The organism is Microbacterium sp. LWO13-1.2 (assembly GCF_038397725.1).
Classification (GTDB): domain Bacteria; phylum Actinomycetota; class Actinomycetes; order Actinomycetales; family Microbacteriaceae; genus Microbacterium.
Map to the genome: position 1 here is coordinate 398,361 of NZ_CP151634.1, position 22,485 is coordinate 420,845.

General features: G+C 67.5%; 25 protein-coding genes and 3 tRNA genes. 11 read left to right on the top strand and 17 right to left on the bottom strand.

From position 1 onward, the window contains the following. The 9 genes from MRBLWO13_RS01920 to hpt all read right to left on the bottom strand — a co-directional run bounded on the left by MRBLWO13_RS01920 (position 1) and on the right by hpt (position 8,005). Complete coding sequence (locus tag MRBLWO13_RS01920; RefSeq protein WP_341976088.1) at positions 1–1,992, bottom strand: PH domain-containing protein; 1,992 nt, start codon at positions 1,990–1,992, stop codon at positions 1–3. Then, positions 1,989–2,570: a PH domain-containing protein gene (locus MRBLWO13_RS01925; protein WP_341976089.1), complete on the bottom strand. Its 582-nt coding sequence runs from the start codon at positions 2,568–2,570 to the stop codon at positions 1,989–1,991. The genes MRBLWO13_RS01920 and MRBLWO13_RS01925 overlap by 4 nt, the downstream gene beginning before the upstream one ends. Then, positions 2,521–3,003: a DUF3180 domain-containing protein gene (locus tag MRBLWO13_RS01930; protein WP_341976090.1), complete on the bottom strand. Its 483-nt coding sequence runs from the start codon at positions 3,001–3,003 to the stop codon at positions 2,521–2,523. The genes MRBLWO13_RS01925 and MRBLWO13_RS01930 overlap by 50 nt, the downstream gene beginning before the upstream one ends. Then, the gene (folK, locus tag MRBLWO13_RS01935) at positions 3,000–3,539 is read right to left on the bottom strand and encodes a 2-amino-4-hydroxy-6-hydroxymethyldihydropteridine diphosphokinase (RefSeq protein WP_341976092.1); all 540 of its coding nucleotides are present in this window, start codon (positions 3,537–3,539) and stop codon (positions 3,000–3,002) included. Before folK ends, MRBLWO13_RS01930 begins: the two co-directional genes overlap by 4 nt. Further along, positions 3,536–3,937: a dihydroneopterin aldolase gene (folB, locus tag MRBLWO13_RS01940; RefSeq protein ID WP_341976093.1), complete on the bottom strand. Its 402-nt coding sequence runs from the start codon at positions 3,935–3,937 to the stop codon at positions 3,536–3,538. Before folB ends, folK begins: the two co-directional genes overlap by 4 nt. Positions 3,938–3,942: 5 nt before the next feature. Continuing rightward, positions 3,943–4,746, bottom strand: a complete 804-nt coding sequence (folP, locus tag MRBLWO13_RS01945; RefSeq protein WP_341976094.1) for a dihydropteroate synthase — start codon at positions 4,744–4,746, stop codon at positions 3,943–3,945. Then, positions 4,743–5,363 (bottom strand): GTP cyclohydrolase I, encoded by a 621-nt coding sequence (gene folE / locus MRBLWO13_RS01950; RefSeq protein WP_341978258.1) that lies wholly within the window; start codon positions 5,361–5,363, stop codon positions 4,743–4,745. Before folE ends, folP begins: the two co-directional genes overlap by 4 nt. 2 nt (positions 5,364–5,365) lie before the next feature. Further along, positions 5,366–7,375, bottom strand: a complete 2,010-nt coding sequence (gene ftsH / locus MRBLWO13_RS01955) for an ATP-dependent zinc metalloprotease FtsH (RefSeq protein WP_341976096.1) — start codon at positions 7,373–7,375, stop codon at positions 5,366–5,368. A 78-nt stretch (positions 7,376–7,453) separates the two neighbouring features. After that, positions 7,454–8,005 carry a hypoxanthine phosphoribosyltransferase gene (gene hpt / locus MRBLWO13_RS01960; RefSeq protein ID WP_341976098.1) on the bottom strand — a complete coding sequence of 184 codons (552 nt, stop codon included), beginning with the start codon at positions 8,003–8,005 and terminating at the stop codon, positions 7,454–7,456. A gap of 141 nt (positions 8,006–8,146) precedes the next feature. On the opposite strand from hpt, the gene MRBLWO13_RS01965 reads away from it, so the two are divergent. Beyond that, the gene (locus MRBLWO13_RS01965) at positions 8,147–8,752 is read left to right on the top strand and encodes a DUF937 domain-containing protein (RefSeq protein WP_341976099.1); all 606 of its coding nucleotides are present in this window, start codon (positions 8,147–8,149) and stop codon (positions 8,750–8,752) included. A gap of 102 nt (positions 8,753–8,854) precedes the next feature. Here MRBLWO13_RS01965 and MRBLWO13_RS01970 read toward each other — a convergent pair whose 3' ends face one another. From MRBLWO13_RS01970 to MRBLWO13_RS01985, 4 genes are all read right to left on the bottom strand, one after another. Then, positions 8,855–11,692: a hypothetical protein gene (locus MRBLWO13_RS01970; RefSeq protein WP_341976100.1), complete on the bottom strand. Its 2,838-nt coding sequence runs from the start codon at positions 11,690–11,692 to the stop codon at positions 8,855–8,857. 125 nt (positions 11,693–11,817) lie between these two features. Next, a complete protein-coding gene (gene tilS, locus MRBLWO13_RS01975) occupies positions 11,818–12,804 on the bottom strand; it encodes a tRNA lysidine(34) synthetase TilS (protein WP_341976101.1) in 987 nt (328 codons plus the stop codon). 15 nt (positions 12,805–12,819) lie between these two features. Continuing rightward, the gene (locus tag MRBLWO13_RS01980; RefSeq protein WP_341976102.1) at positions 12,820–13,593 is read right to left on the bottom strand and encodes a 3-hydroxybutyrate dehydrogenase; all 774 of its coding nucleotides are present in this window, start codon (positions 13,591–13,593) and stop codon (positions 12,820–12,822) included. Continuing rightward, positions 13,590–14,963, bottom strand: coding sequence for an MFS transporter (locus MRBLWO13_RS01985; RefSeq protein WP_341976104.1), 1,374 nt, complete (start codon positions 14,961–14,963; stop codon positions 13,590–13,592). Before MRBLWO13_RS01985 ends, MRBLWO13_RS01980 begins: the two co-directional genes overlap by 4 nt. A 151-nt stretch (positions 14,964–15,114) precedes the next feature. On the opposite strand from MRBLWO13_RS01985, the gene MRBLWO13_RS01990 reads away from it, so the two are divergent. Genes MRBLWO13_RS01990 through MRBLWO13_RS02000 form a run of 3 tightly spaced genes read left to right on the top strand, consistent with a single transcriptional unit; the run spans position 15,115 to position 17,261 of the window. Then, complete coding sequence (locus tag MRBLWO13_RS01990) at positions 15,115–16,047, top strand: LysR family transcriptional regulator (RefSeq protein WP_341976106.1); 933 nt, start codon at positions 15,115–15,117, stop codon at positions 16,045–16,047. A 59-nt stretch (positions 16,048–16,106) separates the two neighbouring features. Next, positions 16,107–16,727 carry a TMEM175 family protein gene (locus MRBLWO13_RS01995; protein WP_341976108.1) on the top strand — a complete coding sequence of 207 codons (621 nt, stop codon included), beginning with the start codon at positions 16,107–16,109 and terminating at the stop codon, positions 16,725–16,727. A gap of 42 nt (positions 16,728–16,769) precedes the next feature. Then, positions 16,770–17,261, top strand: a complete 492-nt coding sequence (locus tag MRBLWO13_RS02000) for an inorganic diphosphatase (protein ID WP_042536967.1) — start codon at positions 16,770–16,772, stop codon at positions 17,259–17,261. A 76-nt stretch (positions 17,262–17,337) separates the two neighbouring features. Here the strand turns inward: MRBLWO13_RS02000 and MRBLWO13_RS02005 are convergent, their stop codons facing one another. Continuing rightward, positions 17,338–18,705 (bottom strand): M23 family metallopeptidase, encoded by a 1,368-nt coding sequence (locus MRBLWO13_RS02005; protein WP_341976111.1) that lies wholly within the window; start codon positions 18,703–18,705, stop codon positions 17,338–17,340. Positions 18,706–18,916: 211 nt separating this feature from the next. Between MRBLWO13_RS02005 and MRBLWO13_RS02010 the strand changes: the two genes are divergently transcribed. The 5 genes from MRBLWO13_RS02010 (at position 18,917) to MRBLWO13_RS02030 (ending at position 19,858) form a co-directional block, all read left to right on the top strand. Beyond that, a tRNA-Glu gene (locus MRBLWO13_RS02010) sits at positions 18,917–18,989 on the top strand. Between the two features lie 28 nt (positions 18,990–19,017). Then, a tRNA-Asp gene (locus MRBLWO13_RS02015) sits at positions 19,018–19,091 on the top strand. Positions 19,092–19,158: 67 nt separating this feature from the next. Next, a tRNA-Phe gene (locus tag MRBLWO13_RS02020) sits at positions 19,159–19,231 on the top strand. Between the two features lie 99 nt (positions 19,232–19,330). Beyond that, on the top strand, positions 19,331–19,654 hold the full coding sequence (locus tag MRBLWO13_RS02025; RefSeq protein WP_341976113.1) for a hypothetical protein: 324 nt from the start codon (positions 19,331–19,333) through the stop codon (positions 19,652–19,654). Between the two features lie 39 nt (positions 19,655–19,693). Next, positions 19,694–19,858, top strand: coding sequence for a hypothetical protein (locus MRBLWO13_RS02030; RefSeq protein WP_341976114.1), 165 nt, complete (start codon positions 19,694–19,696; stop codon positions 19,856–19,858). 6 nt (positions 19,859–19,864) lie between these two features. On the opposite strand, the gene MRBLWO13_RS02035 is transcribed toward MRBLWO13_RS02030, so the two are convergent. Beyond that, complete coding sequence (locus tag MRBLWO13_RS02035; RefSeq protein ID WP_341976117.1) at positions 19,865–20,146, bottom strand: hypothetical protein; 282 nt, start codon at positions 20,144–20,146, stop codon at positions 19,865–19,867. Positions 20,147–20,257: 111 nt separating this feature from the next. Between MRBLWO13_RS02035 and MRBLWO13_RS02040 the strand changes: the two genes are divergently transcribed. Together MRBLWO13_RS02040 and MRBLWO13_RS02045 are read left to right on the top strand one after the other, a co-directional pair. Continuing rightward, positions 20,258–20,560: a hypothetical protein gene (locus MRBLWO13_RS02040; RefSeq protein WP_341976118.1), complete on the top strand. Its 303-nt coding sequence runs from the start codon at positions 20,258–20,260 to the stop codon at positions 20,558–20,560. 85 nt (positions 20,561–20,645) lie between these two features. Then, positions 20,646–21,239: a short chain dehydrogenase gene (locus MRBLWO13_RS02045; protein ID WP_341976120.1), complete on the top strand. Its 594-nt coding sequence runs from the start codon at positions 20,646–20,648 to the stop codon at positions 21,237–21,239. Here the strand turns inward: MRBLWO13_RS02045 and MRBLWO13_RS02050 are convergent, their stop codons facing one another. After that, a complete protein-coding gene (locus MRBLWO13_RS02050) occupies positions 21,240–21,941 on the bottom strand; it encodes a DUF2071 domain-containing protein (RefSeq protein ID WP_341976121.1) in 702 nt (233 codons plus the stop codon). Further along, the gene (locus MRBLWO13_RS02055; RefSeq protein ID WP_341976122.1) at positions 21,938–22,276 is read right to left on the bottom strand and encodes a metalloregulator ArsR/SmtB family transcription factor; all 339 of its coding nucleotides are present in this window, start codon (positions 22,274–22,276) and stop codon (positions 21,938–21,940) included. The genes MRBLWO13_RS02050 and MRBLWO13_RS02055 overlap by 4 nt, the downstream gene beginning before the upstream one ends. Positions 22,277–22,485 lie beyond the last annotated feature (209 nt).

The window sequence follows — 22,485 nt, forward strand, 5'->3', positions numbered from 1 at the left end:
CTACTCCCCCGGCTGCGTCGCTGTGGGCGGTACCGGCGGCGCGGCTGGCGGAACCGGCGCGGCCGGAGGAGCGGGCGGCGGCGGCGCGGGCGCGAACGACGGAGGCGCGGAGATCGGAGCGGCCGAGATCGGAGGCGCGGGGGGCTGCGCCACCGGCGGCTGCCCGTACCCCGCAGGTGGTGCAGGCGGAGCAGGCGCGAATCCTGGCATCGGCGGAGCAACCGGAGCACCGGGGAAGGGCTGCCCGACGATCCCCGCCGAGGGCACCTGCTCGGGCGCCCACGACACCGCCGGCGCCTGTGGTGCGTACTCGCCCCAGCGGTGCGTGTGGTCCCGATGCGCCGCTTCCGCCGCAGCACGACCCACCCCGTCGAGCAGGGCGAGCGCGTCGTCGCGTTCCAGGCCGGAGAGGTACCCCTGGATGGGCCCGGGAACCGTGTGCACCTGTGCGCCGGAAACGCGCTGTGCGCGGTCGATCGGCCCCTGCGAGAGCGAGACGCCCTGCAGTCGCGCGAGCGGGAAGACGGCGAGCTTGCGCCACACGATGCCCCGGCGCAGCACGAGGCCGAACTCGGTGAGCACGTATCCGTGACGCTTCCACGACAGCGGGCGACGCCACCATGCTCTCGCCGGCATCGTGCGATAGGGATCGCCCTCCACCGGACCCAGGATGCCGTGCTCCCACACCAGTGGGATGTCGGAGACCGGAGCATCCGGCAGCATCAGCGCGAGCACGCGCTCGACATCGGCGCGCTTGCCGACCGGAAGCACGATGTTGAACTGCTGCGCGCTCCCGGATGACTGCTGCGCGACGCTCTTGCCGCTCATCCGGTTGATCTTGACCGTCCACCAGCCGAACGGGCGCCACAGCAGCGACTGCGAGACTTCGACCGCGAAGATGCGCCCGGGCGGGAGCGTCTCGGTCACCGTGGTCAGCAGGCCGTACGTGATCCGCACCCCGTCAGGGGTCGGAGCGATGGAGTATCGCAGCGACTTCGAGATCTGCGCCCAGGTGATACCGACGGCGGCGATGATCAGCGGGATGCCCATGCCCAGCCCGATGGCGAGCACGACGATCCCGGTCTCCCCGTCGTCTTCGGCGAGGGTCCCGACGACGGCACTGCCCATCGCGACCGCGAAGATCGCCCCGAAGAACAACAGCCAGAGCACGCCGGCGATCACCTGCGACCCGATCAGACGACCGGTGGGGATCTTGACGACGCTCTCGGGGGCGACATCGGCGAGGTCCACGCCCTCGATGAGGCCGGTCACGCCGGCATTCACCGAACCGACGAGCTGCGCCCGCGCCGTGCCGGGAACACTGGGAGCGCCAGGAACACTGCTTGCCGCGCCTTCGCCGCTCGCCGCATCCGCCGCCGCGTGGCGTGCCGCGCGCGCGCCCGAGGCGAGCCGCAGGATGTCTGCGCGCACGGACTCCGCCCGCGCCGTCGCCAGATACTCGAGCGGCACGTTCGCATCGGTGCCGGCACCGACGACCTCGAGCTTGGCGAGTCCGATGATGCGCGCAGGGAACGGACGCGTGAGGTTGACACCCTGCACGCGGTCGAGAGGTGCGCGGCGATGCGATCGGAAGATGATCCCCTTGCGCACCTCGACATGGTCGCCGGTGATGCGGAACTGCTGGAAGCGCCAGACGAGCCAGAACGCGCCGACGAGCACGACGACCAGGACCAGCACGCCCAGCAGCACGATCAGGATCAGGTTGTTCTCGAGAACCCAGTCGACGGGGTCTCCGCCGTTCTGCCCGTAATGCGCCTCTTCCGGCGCGAACAGGTTGACGACCCACGCGATGACGCGATCGCGCATGTTCGTGATCAGGATGCCGCCGATGATGAGGAGAGCAAGCCCACCCTTGAACAGCGGGGTGAGCGGATGCATCCGGTGCCACTCACCGTCCGCGAGCGACGTCGAGTCATCCGCCGGTGGCACGACAGGCGCGGCCGCGGGCGGCGGGAACTGCGGCTCGCTCACAGGCCGGTCCGGCGCGTCTCGGCGACCTGGATGAGGGTGTCGCGGAGAGCTTCCGCCGCGCCCTGCGTGAGACCCGGGATCTGCACTCCGGTCGTCGCCGCGGCGGTGACCATCTTCAGCTGACTCACTCCGAAGGCACGATCCAACGGGCCCTGCGTGATGTCGACCAGCTGCATCCGCCCGTACGGAACAGCGATCATGCGCTGCCAGAGGATGCCCTTGCGGAAGACGATGTCGTCGGCGCGGAGCATGTACCCGATCGCCTTCGCCTGCCGCGGCAGGATGATCAGGGTGATCAGCGTGACCAGGACGATCACGACCGCGGGGATCCACGCCCAGGTCTGCTCGAATCCCAGTGCCATGACGGATGCCGCGATCGCGACGACCACGATGAAGAGCACGTTCTGCACGATCTGCGACACCACGTAGCGCGGCGAGATCTGGTGCCAGGCGCCGTCGAGCTCGAGACGATTCTCGTTGCGGGCTGTGCGCAGCTGTCCGTAGGTGCCCTGGTCGAGGGCTGCGCGGTCAGTGCCCTCCGTAGGGTTCAGGGGCGTGGTCTCTGGGTTCTGAGTCATCAGGATCCTTCGGCAGGGTGCAGAACTGTTCGGCGATGAGGCCGGCGATCACGAGGGCGATCGCGCTCCCCATCAGCGCCAGCATGGCCACAGTCGACCCTACCGGGGGATCGATCGGACGGGTCAGCAGGAACACGAGGAGCCCCGCTCCGATTCCGGCCATGATCGCACCGAGCAGGCTGGACGCGCGAGCGAGCGTTGCCGCCCGCAAGGCGCGGAACGGGTCGATCCGTCCGGCGCCCCGCACGCTCCGGCGCACCGGCCACGCCACCCCGAGCGACGCGGCGGCGACGAGCAGCAGGAGGACCGGAAGCAGAAGCGACGGGGTGAACGTCGCGCGGCCCGTCGCGGTGAGGAGTTGATCGAGCAGGAAACCGGCTCCGACGCCGAGGAGCGCGAGCAGCGCCAGGAGACCTGCCGAGGTGCGTTTCATACCGCGTCCTGTGCGCGCAGCCTCGTCGCGAGGTCGGCCACCCGACCGTGCCCGACGAGCTCAGCCTCCGGGTCGAGCGTCAGCCACGGCTCGAGCACGAACAGCCGTTCGGCAGCGCGCGGATGCGGCAGCTGGAGGCGCTCGTCGACGGACGTGACATCGCCGTAGGCGATCAGGTCGAGGTCGAGGGTGCGATCGCCCCAGCGCTCGTGTCGCACCCTGCCGTTCTCGTCTTCGATGGCGTGCAGCATCCCGAGGAGGATCTCGGGGGCGAGCTGCGTGGTCACGAGTGCCACGGCATTCACGTACCCCGGAGCATCCGGATCAGGACCGTCGAGGCGCAGCGCGACGGTCTCGAAGAGCTCGGACAGCCGCACCTCGCTCACCAGCGGCAGACGCCCGATGCGCTCGGCGGCATGACGGATCGTCGCCTGCCGATCGCCGAGGTTGGCGCCGAAGGCGACGACCGCGACAGCATCCTCTCGTCCTGGGCGGACGGGGGGTGCCGGCGGCGGGTTGGTGAGGTTGCGGCTCATGCCGGCCACTCCGACGAGGAGGCGCCGTCCGACGTGCGACCGCGGTGCAGGGTCACCGCGACGTCGGCGAAGGTGAGCGGGATCGGGGCATGCGGCTTGTGCACGGTGACGGCGGCATGCTGCACCCGCGGGTCTTCGAGGACGACGTCGGCGATCCGCGCCGCGAGCGTCTCGATGAGGTTCACCGGCTCGCCGGCGACGACCGCTGCGACTTTCTCGGCGAGTTCGCCGTAGTGCACGGTGTCGGTGACGTCATCGGACTCGGCCGCTCGTGCCAGCGACATCGACAGGCGCAGATCGATGGTGAACTCCTGGCCGTCCTCGCGCTCGTGGTCGTAGACGCCGTGACGTCCGAACACGGTGAGGCCGGTGAGGACGATGTGGTCGAGCTCGAACATGAGGATTACCCTTCCCAGGCGTGAGCGATGGCGAGGGCGTCGCGGGTTGCGGCCACATCGTGCACGCGTACGGCCCACACGCCCGCGCGCAGGGCGAGGGCGCTCGTGACGGCGGTCGCGAGATCGCGACGCGCCTCGGAGACGGATGCCTCGGCATCCGCCTGCAGCGTCTCCGCCAGGAAACGCTTCCGGGAGGTGCCGATGAGCACCCGTGGGCCGAGGGCGACGATCTCGTCGAGGCCCCGCAGCACGTCCCAGTTCTGGGCGCCGGCCTTCGCGAAGCCGATGCCCGGGTCGACGATGAGACGCGAAGGGGCGATGCCGGCCGCAGCCGCCTCGCCGATGCGCTCCTGCAGCTCGCCGGCGACCTCACGTGCGACGCGGCGATAATCCGCGTGGGCGTGCATGTCTGCGGACGGACCCCGCCAGTGCCCGATCGCGAAGTCTGCCCCGGACTCGGCGACCACCGCGCGCATCTCCGGGTCGGCCAGACCGCCCGAGACGTCATTGACGATGCGCGCGCCCGCATGAACGGCTGCGGCCGCAGTGGCAGCGTTGAGCGTGTCGATGCTCACCGGCACACCCGACTCGGCGAGGCGTTCGATCACCGGGATGACGCGCTGCTGCTCGATGTCGGCACCGATGCGCTCGGCGCCGGGGCGGGTCGATTCGCCGCCGATGTCGAGGATGGTCGCTCCCTGTTCGCGCAGCAGCAGGCCGTGGGCGACCGCGTGCTCGACGTCGAGGTAGCGTCCGCCGTCGCTGAACGAATCCGGCGTGACATTGAGGATGCCCCAGATCGCCGTCACAACGCGGGTCCCGTACCGCTCGATGAGCGCCCGGATGGGCTGCCGATCAGCGTGATCAGTTCGGCGCGTGCGATCGGCTCGGTGTACACGCCGCGGGCTGCGATCGTGAGCGTGGATGCCTCGGGCTGACGGCCGCCGCGCATCGTGACGCACCCGTGGCTGGCATCGAGGACGACGAGCACGCCACGCGTGTCGAGGTGCTCGGCGATCGTGTCGGCGATCTGTTCGCCGAGACGCTCCTGCACCTGCGGTCGCGCGGCGAGCGTCTCCACGACGCGCACGAGCGCCCCCAGGCCGACCACCTGCTCGCCGGGAAGATAGGCGAGGTGAGCGTGACCGGCGAAGGGGAGCAGGTGATGCTCGCAGACGGAGCGGAAGCGGATGTCGCGCAGCAGTACGGCGCCGGACGGAAGCGTGTCCGGAGCCGGACCACGGGCCACGCTGATCGTGTGTGCGAGCGGTGCCGCCGCATCCTGACCGACACCGGCGAAGTACTCCGAGTACAGCTCAGCCATCCGTGCGGGCGTCTGCTTCAGACCGGGGCGATCCGGGTCCTCGCCGATCGCCTCGAGCAGCTCACGAGTGAGTCGCTCGACACGCGCCCTGTCGACGGCCACGGTCACGCCGTCGCTGGTCGGCTGTGACCCGTCGCGTTCGCTGATCCGGCCTGACTGCGCGTCGTCACGGCATCCGCTGGCGCCTCAACGGAGGCAGCCAGCGAGACATCGCGCTTGGGAACCTCGATCGGAGGCCGCTGCGAGACCGGGCGGTCTTCGCTGCTCAACCACAGCGGGCGCTCGGGGAGCTTCTGCACCTCGGTGAAGATCTCGGCGATCTGGTTGTGGTCGAGGGTCTCCTGCTCGAGCAGGGCCAGCGCGAGTCGGTCGAGGATGTCACGGTTCTGGCTGATCACCTGATAGGCCTCGTTGTGCGCCTGCTCGATGAGGGCGCGCACCTCGGCATCGACACGCTCGGCGACGCTCTCGGAGTACTCACGGCCGCGTCCGACGTCGCGGGCGACGAACATGTCGCCGCCTTCGTGTCCGAGCTTGACCGGGCCGACCTCGGTGGTCATGCCGTACTCGATGACCATCTTGCGGGCGATCGACGTCGCCTTCTCGATGTCGTTCGATGCACCGGTGGTCGGGTCGTGGAAGACGATCTCCTCGGCGACGCGGCCGCCCATGGCGTAGGCGAGCTGATCCTGCAGCTCGTTGCGGGTGACCGAGTACTTGTCGTCGAGCGGCAGCACCATCGTGTAGCCGAGGGCCTTGCCTCGAGGGAGGATCGTGATCTTCGTGACCGGATCGGTGTAGTTCATCGCCGCCGCCGCGAGCGCGTGTCCGCCCTCGTGGTACGCCGTGATGAGCTTCTCCTTGTCCTTCATCACGCGGGTGCGGCGTTGCGGGCCGCCGATCACGCGGTCGATGGCCTCGTCGAGCGCGCGGTTGTCGACGAGCTGCGCGTTGGAGCGAGCAGTCAGCAGAGCCGCCTCGTTGAGGACGTTGGCGAGGTCCGCACCGGTGAAGCCCGGCGTCTTGCGCGCGACGATCTCGAGGTCGACGCTCTTGGCCAGCGGCTTGCCCTTCGAGTGCACCTCGAGGATCTTCTGGCGGCCCTTGAGGTCAGGGGCGTCCACGCCGATCTGCCGGTCGAAACGGCCGGGGCGCAGCAGCGCAGGGTCGAGGATGTCGGGGCGGTTCGTCGCCGCGATCACGATGACGTTCGCGTTCGGGTCGAAACCGTCCATCTCGACGAGCATCTGGTTGAGGGTCTGCTCGCGCTCGTCGTTGCCGCCGCCCATGCCAGCACCGCGGTGACGGCCGACGGCGTCGATCTCATCGATGAAGATGATCGCGGGTGCCGCTTCCTTCGCCTGGTTGAACAGGTCGCGGACGCGGGATGCTCCCACACCGACGAACATCTCGACGAAGTCCGATCCGGAGATGGAGTAGAACGGCGCTCCGGCCTCACCGGCGACAGCGCGGGCGAGGAGGGTCTTACCGGTTCCGGGAGGGCCGTACAGCAGCACGCCCTTCGGGATACGCGCTCCGATGGCCTGGAACTTCGCGGGGTCCTGCAGGAACTCCTTGATCTCGTGGAGTTCCTCGATCGCCTCGTCAGCCCCGGCGACGTCGGCGAAGGTGACCGTCGGGGTCTCCTTGTTCACCAGTTTCGCCTTGGACTTGCCGAACTGCATGACCTTGCTGCCACCGCCCTGCATGGACGAGAGCAGCCACCAGAACAGCAGACCGAGCAGCACCAGCGGGAGCAGCAGCGAGAGGAAGCCGTCGAACCAGGTCGCACGCGGCACGGCGTCGTTGAAGCCGTCCTTGGGCTCGGCTTCGTTGATCGCGGTGACGACTTCGTCGGCCCGGGCAGTCACGTAGTAGAACTGCACGTTCTCGGCGCCCTCGAACGGTTTCGACAGGGTCATGTCGACGCGCTGATCGCCGTCGGTGTTCACCACCTCGGTGACGGAGCTGCCGGCGAGCAGCTTCAGGCCCTCCTGCGTGGAAATCTGCTTGGGGGCTCCGAGGTTCGAGATCAGCAGGAAGCCGCCGAACAGGAGCAGTCCGATCAGCGCCACGTAGATCAGCGGATTCCGGGTGATCTTCTTCACGTCCATGATCCGATCAGCGTATCGCGCCGCACTTTACGGTCGGCTGTGATTCGCCCACGGCGTACGCGCGCGCGGGCGCGAGCGTTAGGAGTAGACGTGCGGTGCGAGCACCGCGACATCGCGAAGATTGCGGTAGCGCTCGTTGTAGTCGAGGCCGTAGCCGACGACGAAGTCGGTGGGAATGTCGAAGCCGACGTAGCGGCAGTCGATCTCGACCTTCGCTGCCTCCGGCTTGCGCAGCAGTGCCAGCACCTCGATCGACTCGGCGCCGCGGGACTCGAAGTTCTCCAGCAGCCAGCTGAGGGTGAGGCCGGAATCGATGATGTCCTCGACGATCAGCACGTGCTTGCCGTTGATGTCGACGTCGAGGTCCTTGCGGATCTGCACGACGCCGCTGGACTTCGTGCTCGCGCCATAGCTGGAGACCGCCATCCAGTCCATCGGAGCGTGGAACGGCAGCGCACGAGCGAAGTCGGCCATCACCATGATCGCGCCCTTGAGCACGCCGATCAGGATCAGGTCCTTGCCCGCGTAGTCCGCGGCGACGCGGGCGGCGAGCTCCTCGAGCTTGGCGAGGATCTCCTCCTCTGTGACGAGGATTTGAGCAAGGTCATCCTGGATTTCCGCGGCGCGCATGGATCGATTTTAGGTGACGCGATCGGATGCTCGGGCACAGCTCTTGCGATCGAACACTGCCAACCCTCCTCAGCAGGCCGCATCCGCACTACTGTGAGCGGGAGAAGAGGGGCGGACGCCCACTGACGGAAGGATTCACCCATGGCTCTTGACGACATCCTCAAGCAGGTGCCGATCGACGACATCGCGAAGAAGCTGGGCGTCTCCCCCGACGTCGCCAAGCAGGCGGTCGAGCAGGGCGGCGCCGTGCTGCTCAGCGGTCTCGCGAAGAACGCCGAGACCTCAGAGGGGTCCGCAGCGATCGAGAACGCGCTCAAGAAGCACAAGGGTGCGAAGGGTGCGGCGACCGTCGACGACATCGATCAGGCCGACGGCGGCAAGATCGTCTCGCACATCCTCGGCGCGAAGGAGAAGGAGGTCACCGCAACTCTCACCGAGTCCAAGGAGACCGCCGGCATCGACTTCGGCAAGCTTCTGCCGATCCTCGCCCCGATCGTGATGGGCCTGATCGCGAACGCGACGAAGGGCAAGACCGGCACGACGGAGGCAGCGACGGAGCAGTCCGGCGGCGGGATCGGCGACCTCATCGGGGGCCTCCTCGGCGGCGGCAACGGTTCCGGTGGCAGCAGCGGCGGCGGCGGAATCGGCGACCTGCTCGGCGGTCTCCTGGGCGGCGGCTCCGGCGGCAACACGGGCGGCGGCGGAATCGGCGATCTCCTGGGCGGCCTCCTCGGCGGCAAGAAGTAGCAGCACCGAACGCATCGACGGGCTCAGGTGATCCCTGAGCCCGTCGAACTGTTTCCGGATGCCGGATGCCGGATGCTCAGCGCACCCGGCATCCGGTGGGTGTCACTGCCGGAGGTCCGCCGTATCGAGGACGAGCGGTTCCGACGTGTTGCCAGCGTAATCCGTCACGACGATGGAGATCTTCTCGGCATCGGGATACGGCCGCGTGATCAACAGCTCGCGGTTCGCGTCGGTGGCGCCGCGGGTCGCCGTGAACTGCTCCACGCCGTCGTACGCGACGGTCAGCGTGTGCCAGTCCCACGTACTCGGCGGTGTCAGCCGCCATCCGTCGGCATCCGACACGACGTCCGCCGGCAGATACGAAGCCGCGAGCGAATCGTGGGTGTTCCCGCGGTACGAGACCGGCATGACGCCTCGCGGCTTCCCGGCCGGGTTCAGCGGCACCACAGATACGTCGTAGCGGCGCCCCTCAGGATCGGCCACCGGAACGACAGCCGTTCGGGCATCCGCACCCACGCGCACCTCGATCTTCTCCGCACCGGCGACGTCCTGCGCAGTGAGCTCTACCAGATACCCGCCGACCCTCGCGGGCGAGGCGGGCGCCTGCCATGACACCTGCACGGAACCTGCCTCTGCCGCCTGCGTGCGGAAGCCACGAGCATCCGTGGTCTCCGCGACGCTGATCGCCGAGACGGACTTGTCCAGTCCGATGAGCTGGGTCGCCGGCTCGGATCGCACGCCGTCCTTGCCCACCGCGACGACCTCGATGGCGAGGTCGCCGTGTCCCGGCTCCATGTCGAGGTTCTGCACATGCAGCGTGCCGTCGTAGGTGCCGCCGAGCCAGACCCGCTCGCCGTCGCCGCGAGTGGCGTAGACCTCGTAGGAATCGACCTCGTCGAACGACTGCAGGTCCCACGACAGCACCGCCTCGCCCGATGCGTAGAGGGCATCGACGCTGAGCGCGCTCGGCGCAGCCGGTGCAGACTCGTCCGCGCCGACCTGGATGCCGCCGAGATTGACCTGCACTCCGTCCGACTGTCCTGCCAGCGTCAGACCGAGCGTGGCGATGCGCCGGCCGGACTGCTCGCCCAGGTCGACCGTTTCGGTCGCCCAGTCCGCCCCGCTGTGCGATAGCGGGTAGTTCACGACGGTGTCCGGCTGGTCGGCGTAGACCACAGCGAGCTGCGCGCCGACGCCTGCACCGGACGGCACCGCGTAGGTGACATCGACCTCGGTGGCGGATTCGACGGCGAGATCGGTCTTGAAGAGGCGCATCGTGGTGTCTTCGGCCAGGCCGCCGTAGATCGCCAGCGACGAACCGCCCCGGAACGCCCCGATCGGCGCGAACGGCGTCGCGGTCTCCACCCCCTGGGTGTCCTTACGAGCGAGGTCGGTGCCGTAGTCGAAATCGGCGTGCAGGTCGGATGCCGCACCCGATGCCGTCTCGAACCACCACTGCCACGACGGCAGCAGCGACTGGATGCTGATGTTCGTCCACTCCTGCGCAGAAGAGTGACGCCCGTCATCCCACCATCCGACGCCGTGCCCCGTGTTGAACCAGCTGGCGAACTCGGTACCGCCGGCGACCGATCGCTCGGGCGTGAAGTCGGCGACGCCGGTCCACGCGTCGGCATCGGCGACGCCGACATCCGGACGGGCGTAGCCGGCTTCGGCGCCTGTTCGGGTGACGTCTTCGCGAACGCCGGAGAAGAACATCCGCTCGCGTTCGGTGACCATCCACTGGTACGCGTCGGTCTGCATCAGCGGGAGCGGCTCGGTCTTCTGCAGATCCGCGCCGAGGTCGTCGTCGAGCGATCGCTGGTAGAAGTCGGACGGGGTGAAGAGCGCGACCGAGGTGCGCGGATTCTTCGTGCCCGGCTCGTAGATGCTCGGGAACTCGGTGGTCGTCGGGTGCCCGCCGCCGAGCTTGCCCTGGTTGGCCTCCACACCGAGGAAGAACTCGTCATAGAGTTCAGGCCCGTACGCGTCTCGGATGCGATCCCATTCGGTGGCATCCGGCGCCCACTCGGGCCACCCGTAGTTCACGAAGACCGAGTCATGGATCTGCCCGTGCTCCTCGTCCTTCAGCCAGGCGACCTTGTCGTCGTCGATCGAGCTGTTCACGTCGTAGTAGTTCGTGTACATGCCGTTCGCCGTGAGGTACGCCATGAACTTCTTGAACGTGGCATCGGGGTGCGGGCTGTGCTCCTCCTTGTTGAAGAAGTACCCGTCGTAGCCGAAGTATTCGGCCATCTCGATGAGCTTGTCCGCGACGGGGAAGGACCCGTCCTCGCGCTGATCGAGCAGCAGTTCGTCGACGCTGACGCCGGGGCGGAAGTACGGGTCGAAATAGATCGTCGCGATCGACAGAGCGCCGTTGCGATGCGCCGCGTTGGTGTACGCGGGGTTGGGGATGTTGACCGATCCGAATTCGAAGCCGCGGTTGCGCCAATCGGACGTCGCGGGGTCGTACAGCGCGGAGGGAGTGGCCCTGGTGGCGGCGCCGTGCCACGGGGCGAAGATGTCGGTGTACTGCCAGAAGTTGAGCGTGTGTTCGGAGAACTCGTCGTTGTACGGCGTGCTGCCGAAGAACGAGTTGCCGTAGTCGCCCTGCATCAGCAGCACCTGCGCGTCGCCGGTGAGGTCGGGATTGGCCTGGGTCGGGGCGAAAGGCTCGATCCGCGGCTGCAGCGGGATGCGGGCACGCAGCATCTCGGCGTCGGGGTCGGTCTCGGGAGACCAGTTCAGGATGTCGCGGACGCGATAGCCCGGGAATGACGGCTGCGCAGCGTCGACGGCGGCCTCTCCAGCGGGCGGATGCGAATCGGCAGCGTGGGCGGGCACGAGGCCGGCCACGACGAGGGCTGCACCGAGCGTCGTACCGACGAGCGCTCTGCGACGGTTTCGGTGGGGGCGCGTATGCGCGGGGACGGTGTTCAACGCAGATCTCCTCCGATGAGCGGAGCGACGGATGCTGGGGGCACCACTAAATCGCTTTAGTTGACGCGCCCGACATTACCGCGCCCGAACGCGGTCCACAAGATCCGCACCCGGAAGCGTTGCCGTCAGCGGGCGGTGAACACGATCCGTCCGCCGTGACGCTGCGCTGAGCATCCCGGCAGGTCGATCGGCCCCTGGCCGGACCAGTCCGTGACGAGGCGCGCGACCTCCAGCGTCTGCGTGCGCGTCAGGCTCACCCCGAACTCGCTGTCGACGACGAGGCGGATGATGCGGTTGCGCAGCGCGGCGGGGTTCGCGGCGAGCGCGGCGACGCTGACCGAGATGCCGGCCTCGGCGTGCTCGACGATGTCTTCGATGGTCTCGTGGATCATCTCGTCGAAGGCCTCGGCGTCTTCGCGCAGCTGCTCCGCCGTGCGCGCGAGGGCTTCGGCGATCCCGGGGCCGAGCTCGGCTTCCAGCACCGGCAGCACCTGCGCGCGCACGCGCACCCGGGCGAAACGTTCGTCGACGTTGTGCGGGTCATCCCAGAACTCGAGATCGGATGCCGCGCAGAAGGCCCGGGTCGTCTCACGTCGCACGCCCAGCAGCGGGCGCATCCAGCGGATGCCGTCCTCATCCTCGCGGACCGGAGCCATCCCCTGCAGGCTGGCTGCGCCCGAGCCTCGGGCGAGGCCCAGCAGTACCGTCTCGGCCTGGTCGTCGAGGGTATGCCCCAGCAGCACTGCGGCCGCGCGCACGTCGAGAGCCGCATCGCGAAGCACCCCGTAGCGCACCTCACGCGCGGCGTTCTCGGGACCGCCCTCGGTACCGACCTTCACCTTCACGATCAGCGGGTCGACGCCGAGGCGGGCGGCGGCCCGACCGGCTTGGGCTGCGACCGCATCCGACCCCGGCTGCAAGCCGTGATCCACTGTCAGTGACGCGACCCGCAGGCCCCGCTTCGGCGCCTCGAAACCGACAGCCGCGGCGAGCGCGAGCGAGTCGGCGCCTCCCGAGAGGGCGACGAGCACGGTGGCTCCGTCGGGCACGGCGGCGAGTGCGGTGCGCACCGCAAGGCGGATCTCGGCGATGGCCGGCGACAGGGAAGGCACAGCACAACGGTAGTACTACCGCGCGGCCCAGCCGCCGTCCATCGTGTAGCTGGCACCGGTCACCATCGCGGATTCGTCGCCGGCGAGCCACGCCACCAGCGCGGCCACCTCCTCCGGCTCGATGAGCCGCTTGATGGCGCTCTCGGTGAGCATGATCCTTGCCAGCACCTCCGTCTCGGGGATGCCGTGGACCCGTGCCTGGTCCGCGATCTGCTTCTCCACCAGCGGGGTCCTGACATAGCCGGGGTTGACGCAGTTGCTGGTCACGCCGTACTCGCCGCCTTCGAGCGCGGTGACCTTGGAGAGCCCCTCGAGACCGTGCTTGGCTGTGACGTAGGCCGATTTGAAGGGCGAAGCGCGCAGTCCGTGCACAGACGAGACGTTGATGATCCGGCCGAAGCCCCGCGCGTACATCCCAGGGAGCACCGCCCGGATCAGGAGGAACGGGACCTCGAGCATGAGCGACATGATCCGGCGGAAGTCCTGAGGGTCGAAATCCTGGATCGGGCTGATGTGCTGGATGCCAGCATTGTTCACGAGGATGTCCACCCCGGCCAGCGCGTCCGACAACCGCTGGTCGGTGAGAGCGGCGGGGTCCAGCAGGTCGACGGCCCAGCTCGATCCTCCGACCGCCGCCGCCAATGCCTCAGCACCGGCCCGGTCCTTGTCCGCGACGATGACGTGCGCACCCCGGGCCGCCAGCGCACGCACCGCGGCCGCGCCGATCCCGCTGGCGCCGCCGGTGACCAACGCCTGTCTTCCGGAGAGCGGCTCCGCTGCGGGGCTCAACTGCGCACCCGCGCCGTGTTCAGACCGTGCTTGCGGGCGTCGGCGTCGTCGATGTCGTGCAGGGAGATGCCCCTGGTCTCCTTCAGGGTGATCACCGCGACCGCTGTGACGGCACAGGCGGCCGCCACGTATACGGCCACCGGCAGCCAGGAACCGAAGTCCTGCAGCAATGCCGTCGCGATGATCGGCGCCAGCGAGCCGGCGACGATCGAGGTGACCTGGTAGCCGAGGGAGACACCGGAGTAGCGCATGCGGGTGGGGAACATCTCGGCCATGATGGCCGGTTGTCCGGCGTACATCAGGGCGTGGAAGCACAGGCCGATGGCGACAGCCGCCGTGATGATGAACGGGTTCAGGGTGTCGAACATCGGGAAGGCGAAGAACGCCCAGGATGCTCCGAGCACCACGCCGGCCAGGTAGACCGGTTTGCGGCCGAAGGCGTCGGAGAGCCGGCCGACCTGCGGAATCACGATGAAGTGGATGACGTGGGCCACCAGCAGCGCCAGCAGCAGCTGGCTCGTGTCGTACGCGTGCACGGTCTTCAGATACACGATGGTGAAGGACACGATGATGTAGTACAGGATGTTCTCGGCGAAGCGCAGGCCCATCGCTCCGAAGATGCCCCGCGGGTACTTCTTCACGACCTCCAGCACGCCGTAGCTGACGGCCTTCTCGGCTTCCGCCTGTGCGCGGGCCTCGAGGAAGATCGGCGCCTCGCTGACGTGGGTGCGGATGTAGTAGCCGATGATGACGACGATGGCCGACACCCAGAAGGCCACACGCCAGCCCCAGCTCAGGAACTGGTCCGAGGGAAGGATCCAGGACATGCCCAGCAGCACCAGCGTCGCCAGCAGGTTCCCCACCGGAACGGCGGCCTGCGGCCAGCTGGACCAGAAGCCACGTGACTTGTCCGGGCTGTGCTCGGCCACCAGCAGGACGGCCCCGCCCCACTCGCCGCCCACGGCGAACCCCTGCACGAAACGAAGGATCACCAGCAGCGCCGGCGCCCAGTAGCCGATCGAGGTGAAACCGGGCAGACAGCCCATCAGGAAGGTGGCGACGCCCACCAGGATGATGGTGACCTGCAGCGTGTGCTTGCGGCCGAGCTTGTCGCCGATCTGGCCGAACACGATGCCGCCGAGCGGGCGGGCCACGAAGCCCACCGCGTAGGTCAGGAATGCCGCGATGATGCCATCCAGCTCGGTACCGGCATTCGGGAAGAAGAACGTGCCGAACACCAGCGAGGCGGCGGTCGCGTACAGGAAGAACTCGTACCACTCCACCACCGTGCCCACCATCGAGGCGGCCACGATCTTCTTGAGTCCCGAGGTCTTCGTCTCGGGGACGATGGTCGTCTTATCGGCGCTCACGCTCACTCCTTCGTGTTGTGCCGACGTCCGCGTTGACCTCGGCGTGCGGCGCCCGGGCTCTCACGGGCAGGGCGGCCTCAGCAAGTATGGGCACGCGCGGCAGTGTGCATCAATGACCAGTCGAGCAGAGATCGTGTGCACAATTGCAGATATGAATATCCCGACTCGTGGCACCGTCGCCGCGAACCCCGACGACCTCCTGATCCTTCTCGCCGTGGCGCGCACCGGACGGTTCACCACCGCGGCCGAGAGCCTGGGTCTGAACCACACCACCGTGTCGCGCCGGATCGCCGCGCTGGAGATGTCGCTCGGCGGACGCACGCTGGCGCGCACCCCCGGCGGTTGGGAGCTGACCGACCTCGGCCGCCGCGCCGTTCGCGCCGCCGAAGACGTCGAGACCGCGGTCGCCACCATCCACGAGGGCGATGACGAGGCCGATCAGATCGCCGGCGTCGTGCGCATCTCCGCCACCGACGGGTTCAGCGCGTTCATCGTCGCACCGGCGGTGGCGCACCTGCGACGGAGGCACCCGAGGCTCAGCGTCGAGATCGTCAACGTCACCCGGCGCGCCCTGCAGCACCGCTCTGGGCTTGATCTGGAGGTCGTGGTCGGCGAGCCGCAGGTGCACAGAGCCGAGGCGATCCGGCTCGGCGATTACACGCTGGGGATGTACGCCTCGCGCGACTACCTCGACGAATTCGGCACTCCGGCCGGCATCGCGGATCTGAGCACGCACCCCCTGGTGTACTTCGTCGATTCCATGCTGCAGGTCGACGACCTCGACGCGCCGCGGCGACTGGTTCCCGGGATGCTGGATTCGCTCAGCTCGACGAATGTCTTCGTCCATGTCGAAGCCACCCGCGCCGGAGCAGGCATCGGCTTCCTGCCGTGCTTCATGGCGGGCCGACACCCTGATCTGGTGCGGCTGCTGCCCGAAGACTTCGCCGAACGCCTGCCCTACTGGATGGTGTTGCGACCCGACTCGCTGCGTCAACCCGCCGTCGCCGCGGTGGCAGACGCACTGCGTCGCCGCACGGCCGCCGTGCACGACGCGCTGCTGGGCCTCGCGCCTCTTGAGTACTGAAGGCGCCGTGCACTCCTCCGGGGTGGCGCGTTTCGCATCCGCCGTCATACTCTGAGCGCGTGACCGACGAGAGAACGCCCCATCCGCTCAAAGCCGAGCGGTTCAAGGCGTTCGTCGACGCGGTGGTCGCGATCGCGATGACGCTGCTCATCCTGCCGCTGCTGGAATCGGTGTCCGAAGCGGCGAACGAAGGACTCGGCACGGCGGAATTCCTCGCTGAGCACAGCGGGCAGCTGCTGAGCTTCGGATTGAGCTTCGTCCTCATCGCCGCGTTCTGGATGGAGCACCACCGCATGTACTCGCGCGTCGAGGGCATGACCGGTCCGCTGCTGTGGATCAACGCCGGCTGGATGCTGACGATCGTGTGGCTTCCGGTGCCGACGGCGATGCTCGGTCAGATGGAGGGCGACGCCCTGCAGACCGTGCTCTACATCGGCACGCTGATCCTGACCCAGGTCACGACGCTCGCGGCGAAGCTCTATCTGCTGCGGCATCCGGAGCTTCATGACTTCCCCGCCGGCGAGCTGCGTCACGGCGCACTCGGAGACGTCGCGGCGATCATCCTGTTCGCCATCGCCATGCCGATCGCCGCCTGGGTGCATCCGATCGGGTACTACGCCCTCCTGCTGATCGCACTGACCGGACCCGTCACCAGGATTCTGACGCGGCTGCCCAGGTAGGCTGGTCGGCGGCATCCAACCGTCTTTCTGAGGAGCACACGCATGGGCGCACACGACGCCGTCATCGAGATCCCGCGCGGCAGCCGCGTGAAGTACGAGGTCGACCACGAGACCGGACGAGTCCACCTCGACCGTGTGCTCTACACGACCTTCGGCTACCCCGCCGACTACGGCTACTTCGACAACACCCTCGGCGAGGACGGCGACCCGCTCGACGTGCTGGTGCTGCTCGACCACGCCATCTACCCGGGCGTCGTCGTCGAGGTCCGCCCCGTCGCCGTGCTGAAGATGAGCGACGAGGCCGGCGGAGACGACAAGCTCGTGGCCGTGCTGTCCAAGGATCCGCGCTGGGCGCACATCCAGGACATCGGCGACGTCGCCGAGTTCACCAAGAAGGAGATCGAGCACTTCTTCGAGCACTACAAGGACCTCGAGCCCAACAAGTGGGTCAAGGTCGACGCGTGGGGCGACGCCGCTGAGGCGCAGCGCATCCTCGACGAGGCGATCGTGCGGTTCGGCGAGCAGGGTCACTGACCCTTCGCGACAGAAGAAGACCCCCGGTCCGCTCAGCGGCCGGGGGTCTTTCTTTCGGAATTCTTCGGGCGGATGCTCAGAAGTAGACGCCGCGGTCGCCCATGAACCACTCGGGGTTGTTGGGGTAGCCGTCGATGTAGACCTCGAAGTGCAGGTGGCATCCGAAGGAACCACCGGTGTTGCCGGCGTACGCGATGACCTGCCCGGCCTCCACCCACTGCCCGTAGCCCACGGCGAACTCGTTGATGTGCGCGTACCCGGTGGCGATGCCGCCGCCGTGCTGGATCCGTATGTAGCGGCCGTAGCCGTCGTTCCAGAAGGCCGCATCGACCGTGCCGGAGTATGCCGCGTAGATGGGGGCGCCACAGCCGTTGGCCAGGTCGACACCTCGGTGGAAGCTCGACGAGCACCCGTTCGACCCGCACTGCGACTCACGGGGACCGTACCCGGAGGACTTCCCTCCGCCATGCGGGCGAACCCAGCCGCTGGAGGAAGGAGTGCCTCCGCCTCCGCCGCCTCCACCGTTTCCGCCGCCACCGCCGGCCGCAGCCTCCGCGGCCTCGCGCTCTCGACGCTGTCGTTCTTCCTCTTCACGCGCCGCGACACCGGCCTGGTAGCCGGCGACCGTGGTGGCCGTGGCATCCTTCAGCGCAGCGAGCTGCCCCTGCAGGGTGTTGAGGTTCGCGGCCTGCTCGTCGAGCGCGGCCTGAGCAGCCTGAGCCGCCTGCTGGGCCGCGACCATCTTCTGCTCGGCGATCTGTTGCAGGCGGTCACGCTCGGTGCGCGCGACGACGGCCTGGTCGCTGAGCGACTGCGCCGAGTTGCGTGCGGCAACAGCGTCGTCGTAGATGGACTGGTTGTACTGCAGCAGCTTGTCCATCGTGCCGAGGCGCGTGAGCAGTTCGTCGGCGTTCGCGGCAGAGCCGGCGAAGAAGAGTTCGAGCGACGTGTCGTCGCCGCCGTTGCGGTAGAGCTGAGCCGCGACCTGGCCGGCCTTGCGGGCGGAATCATCGGCGATGCCGGCCTGCTCGTCGGCCTTCGACTGCAGTTCTTCGGCATCGGTGACGGCCTGGAAGAACGCCTGCTGTGCGGCGTAGAACTCCTCGCCTGCGAGCTTCGCGGCTGCCTGGGCGTCCGCGACCTTCTGCGTCAGGGACTGGATCAGGCCTTCGATGCGGGTGATCTCGGCAGCCTTGGCTCCCTCGTTCTGCATGGCCGCCTGCACGTCGTCCCAGCTGGGGTACGACGCAGCGTTGGCGGCGGACACACCGGACGAGACGCCGAACGCGCTGAGCGCGACGACGCTGAGAGCACCGAGGCCAAGAACGCCGCGGCGGCTGATCGAGCCGCGGTTCCAGAACGCTTTGCGCTCCACGGATGTCGGCGCGCACCCGCATTCAGAGGATGCCGCAGCAGCAGCATCCAGCGTGGTCTTGTCGTTCACGCGGCCCCTTTCGCCGGATTCACACATGTCACACTAACAACAACAACCACATCCACACCAGGGCTGCATGTTAGAGAGTTGGCACGGTGACGGTTCCATCGTCCTCCGTTTCATGGCTCTCCGGGGGCAGGCTCGCCCTCGATTCGCGTTTTGCCTCGATCGTCGTTTATGCTTGAGCGTCGGCAAGGAGTGCTCCCCCGGGAAGCACAACGGCCCCATCGTTTAGCGGCCTAGGACGCCGCCCTTTCACGGCGGTAGCACGGGTTCGAATCCCGTTGGGGTCACTCATCCGATATAATTGAATACAAGTATGGCCCTGTAGCGCAGTTGGTTAGCGTGCCGCCCTGTCACGGCGGAGGTCGCGGGTTCAAGTCCCGTCAGGGTCGCTCCACGCGTTGAGCCTTCTTTCGAGGAGGCTCTTCGTCTAGGACGCGACAGGTTCGCCGGTCGCGCGGCTCTGTAGCTCAGTTGGTAGAGCGTTCGACTGAAAATCGAGAGGTCACGGGATCGACGCCCGTCGGAGCCACAGGGTGATCATTACAATCACCTTAGAAACCCTCGCCTAGCTTCTACATGGCGGGGGTTTTGCTTTTCCCTGGACCGGCCACAGAGAATCGAGTCACCCATGAGCGCTGACGCCCTTCTCTCCTCTCGCCGCATCGAGCTGACTCTCGTCAAGCCCTGGTTCGCGCTGTACGCCGGGGTCCGGCCGACCCTCGTCATCGAGGGGCGCGGTCAGCCGACGCAATGGGGCCTTGGCACCTGGCAGGTTCCGTCCGACCGAACAGTCACTCTGGGCGTGTTCCTCTTCAACCGCCTCTGGCGCTTCGGCGAGGCCGAATTCGCACTCGAACCCCATGACGCGCCGGCCCTCGTATATCGGGCGCCGGCCCTGCCCTTCTTGCGCGGGCGAATCCGCCTGCATTCCGATCACACCGCTGACAGCTGACGCAGCCGGTCTCAGGCTTCGCCGGTGTACCGTCTGGTCATGACGAGAACGACTTTCAAGCCCGGCGACGAGGTCTTCACAACCCGCTCTCGCGGGATCATCATCGACATCTGCGCCACGCCTTCTGGGCAGTTCATCTTCGGGGTCGAGGACGCCGACGGCGAAGTGATCTACTACACGCCCAAGGCGCTGCGGCACGTATAGGTTCACTCAGAGCAGGTCGAACATGCCGCCGAACGGGAAAGCATCGTCTCCGTCGTCGTCGGTATCGAACTGAACGGTCTCGACGGAGATCACCACTTGACTGCCCGCCGAGATGAGCACGCTCACGACACGATTGCCCATGACGGTGAAGTCGACGAATCTTCCGCCGGTACGAACGGCTTCCTCGATCAGCCCTTTGAGCTCGTCGACGTTCTGCCCCTGCGCGAGGAAGAAGCTGCCACCGTTGACGGCGACCTGGGTTCGCACCATCGTCTGCACCTCGTCCATCTGGCGAACGCTACCCCTGGAGGCTTGAGGAAGTAAGGGGGGTTGCATCTTTGACAGGCAAGTGTCAGACCCGATGAGACGGGAACGGCACGGAGGACTTACGGTTCTCTCATGGGCAGACTCAAGTACGACGGCACGTCGGATCCGATCCTCATCGAGGACGCGACGCTGGCACATCTCAAGATCATCATCGCCACGAAGCTTCGACGCCAGGAGAGCTTCATGATGACGTGGCGCCCGATCGGCCAAGGACCCGACGCTCGAGCGACCGTGTGGATCCACCCGGCTATCCCGCTGCAGTTCGGATTCGATGACGCCGAGGCCCCGCCCATCGATGCGCACCGCATCACCGAGATGATGGGTGCGCTCAATGCGACCGGAGAACTGGTCCTCGACCACTTCACCTCGCAGTGAAGCCGCCAGTCGCCCGGGCACGGAATAGGTCCGCAACGACTCCGGTTGCAGTCGAAGGCACAACGGCCACCGAGGTGAGGACCATATGAGAATTCTGCTGATCGGCGCAAGTGGACACGTCGGCGCCGCCGCGACACGCGCTCTCGAGGCCCGTCACACCGTCATCCCGGTCGGGCGCTCCACCTCACCGCGCGTGGACGTCACGGATGCCGCCTCGATCACGGCGCTGTTCGAAGCCGTCGGCGAGGTCGATGCCGTCGTCGTCGCCGCGGGGTCAGTCCCCTTCGAGCCGCTCGCGGAACTGGGACCCGACGACTACCGGAGCGCCTTCGAGGGCAAGGTCCTCTCCCAGATCGACGTCGTCCGGATCGGAACGCCCTACGTCGCCGACGGCGGTTCTTTCACGCTCACCACCGGCATCCTGGCACGCGAACCCATCGCCACCGGCGCTGCCGCCTCGATGGCGAACGGCGCCGTGGAATCGTTCGTGCTCGCCGCGGCGACGGAACTGCCCCGTGGCATCCGCGTCAACGCCGTCAGCCCCACGGTTCTCGAGGAATCCACCGGTTACCACGCTGCCTTCCCCGGATTCATCCCGGTCTCCTCCGTCGCCGTCGGCCAGGCGTTCACGAAGTCGGTCGACGGAGTGCAGACCGGTCAGGTCTTCCGACTCGACTGATCAGCCGAGCCGCGGCGCCGAAAGTGTGAGCGGCAGATTCCGCATGACGACGACGCTGTCGAACACCGCCGCACCAGGCGGCAACGCGTCGAAGAACGACGAGCGCAGGCTGCGCATTCTGGCCCCTTCCACGGACCACTCCTCGGATGCGAGCACCACCGGCTCCAGGGTCACACCGTCCTGCCGGCGCGACCACCCGATGCGTCCGGCGCGGTAGAACTCCGAGGCGTCGTCGACGGTATCGAAGAAGTCACTGCGCCATTCGCCTCCGACTTCGACGTCGGCAGCGAGGCTCTCCCCTTTCGCATCCATCGTCAGCGCATACCTGTCGCCGGACTCGTCGATCGTGAATCGCGCCTTTCGGTGCACACCGGGAAACAGGCGGCCCCCGAACAGCACGGGACTCCACGCGGAACTGTGCCGTTCGAAGATGTAGACACCGCGATGAGTCTCGCCGGCGTCGTCCCACTCGACGGCCATGCGGTGCGCGGCGTTCTCCGAGCGCAGGCCCCACCGTCCGCGAAGCCATGTCGGGCGGACGTCCTCGATTCCCAGTACGCAGACCCCGGCGAGCGCATATCCCTTGATGAGCTGCGGGCGGAACCGCGCGGGGAGGAGGCTGCGAGCCACTTCCGGGTCGAGTCGGTAACTGAGGAGGAGTCGCCGACGAAGGTGCGCCCGTACCTCTCGCAGAACAGTCATTCGATCGCCTCACCCTTCGCGGCATTCGCCGAACGTCTCTTGCGCACTTCGCGCACCACGACCTGTTCCGGGCACACGGTGGAGAGGAAGTCTCCGACCGTGAGGGCGAGGCGTCCGCTGACGAGCGAGTACAGGATGCGATTGGCGTCGCGCCGCTCGCTGATCAGTCCTGCACCTCGAAGAACGCGAAGGTGACGAGAGATGGTGGGCCCCGTCGCGTGGAACTGCGCGGCGATCTGGCCAGCGGCCAGCTCGCCGTCTTTCAAGTCCTGGAGGATCTGCCGTCGGGTCGGATGCGCCAGCGCCTCGAAGACTGTGGTCGCTTCGTCTTCCATATTTGCAATATAGCACTAGTGCGAAATAGCTTCGCCCTCCGCTTCCCGGAGCCGGACCTCGATCCAAGACTCCATCCCCGAATCACAGCACGCAAAGATAAGCTGAGTGCGCGGCGCATGTCTCTCCGGCTTCCGGAAGGGCATTGTGGCGGCGTTCCCCACGACATCCCCTTGGCCCCGCGAAATCGCTCCGCCCCTGCCGCATGATC

Coding starts and splice junctions, on each gene's coding strand:
- MRBLWO13_RS01925 (WP_341976089.1), bottom strand. CDS start 2,570: ATGACTCAGAACCCAGAGACCACGCCCCTGAACCCTACGGAGGGCACT.
- MRBLWO13_RS01930 (WP_341976090.1), bottom strand. CDS start 3,003: ATGAAACGCACCTCGGCAGGTCTCCTGGCGCTGCTCGCGCTCCTCGGC.
- folK (WP_341976092.1), bottom strand. CDS start 3,539: ATGAGCCGCAACCTCACCAACCCGCCGCCGGCACCCCCCGTCCGCCCA.
- folB (WP_341976093.1), bottom strand. CDS start 3,937: ATGTTCGAGCTCGACCACATCGTCCTCACCGGCCTCACCGTGTTCGGA.
- ftsH (WP_341976096.1), bottom strand. CDS start 7,375: ATGGACGTGAAGAAGATCACCCGGAATCCGCTGATCTACGTGGCGCTG.
- hpt (WP_341976098.1), bottom strand. CDS start 8,005: ATGCGCGCCGCGGAAATCCAGGATGACCTTGCTCAAATCCTCGTCACA.
- MRBLWO13_RS01965 (WP_341976099.1), top strand. CDS start 8,147: ATGGCTCTTGACGACATCCTCAAGCAGGTGCCGATCGACGACATCGCG.
- MRBLWO13_RS01990 (WP_341976106.1), top strand. CDS start 15,115: ATGAATATCCCGACTCGTGGCACCGTCGCCGCGAACCCCGACGACCTC.
- MRBLWO13_RS02000 (WP_042536967.1), top strand. CDS start 16,770: ATGGGCGCACACGACGCCGTCATCGAGATCCCGCGCGGCAGCCGCGTG.
- MRBLWO13_RS02025 (WP_341976113.1), top strand. CDS start 19,331: ATGAGCGCTGACGCCCTTCTCTCCTCTCGCCGCATCGAGCTGACTCTC.
- MRBLWO13_RS02030 (WP_341976114.1), top strand. CDS start 19,694: ATGACGAGAACGACTTTCAAGCCCGGCGACGAGGTCTTCACAACCCGC.
- MRBLWO13_RS02035 (WP_341976117.1), bottom strand. CDS start 20,146: ATGGACGAGGTGCAGACGATGGTGCGAACCCAGGTCGCCGTCAACGGT.
- MRBLWO13_RS02040 (WP_341976118.1), top strand. CDS start 20,258: ATGGGCAGACTCAAGTACGACGGCACGTCGGATCCGATCCTCATCGAG.
- MRBLWO13_RS02045 (WP_341976120.1), top strand. CDS start 20,646: ATGAGAATTCTGCTGATCGGCGCAAGTGGACACGTCGGCGCCGCCGCG.
- MRBLWO13_RS02050 (WP_341976121.1), bottom strand. CDS start 21,941: ATGACTGTTCTGCGAGAGGTACGGGCGCACCTTCGTCGGCGACTCCTC.
- MRBLWO13_RS02055 (WP_341976122.1), bottom strand. CDS start 22,276: ATGGAAGACGAAGCGACCACAGTCTTCGAGGCGCTGGCGCATCCGACC.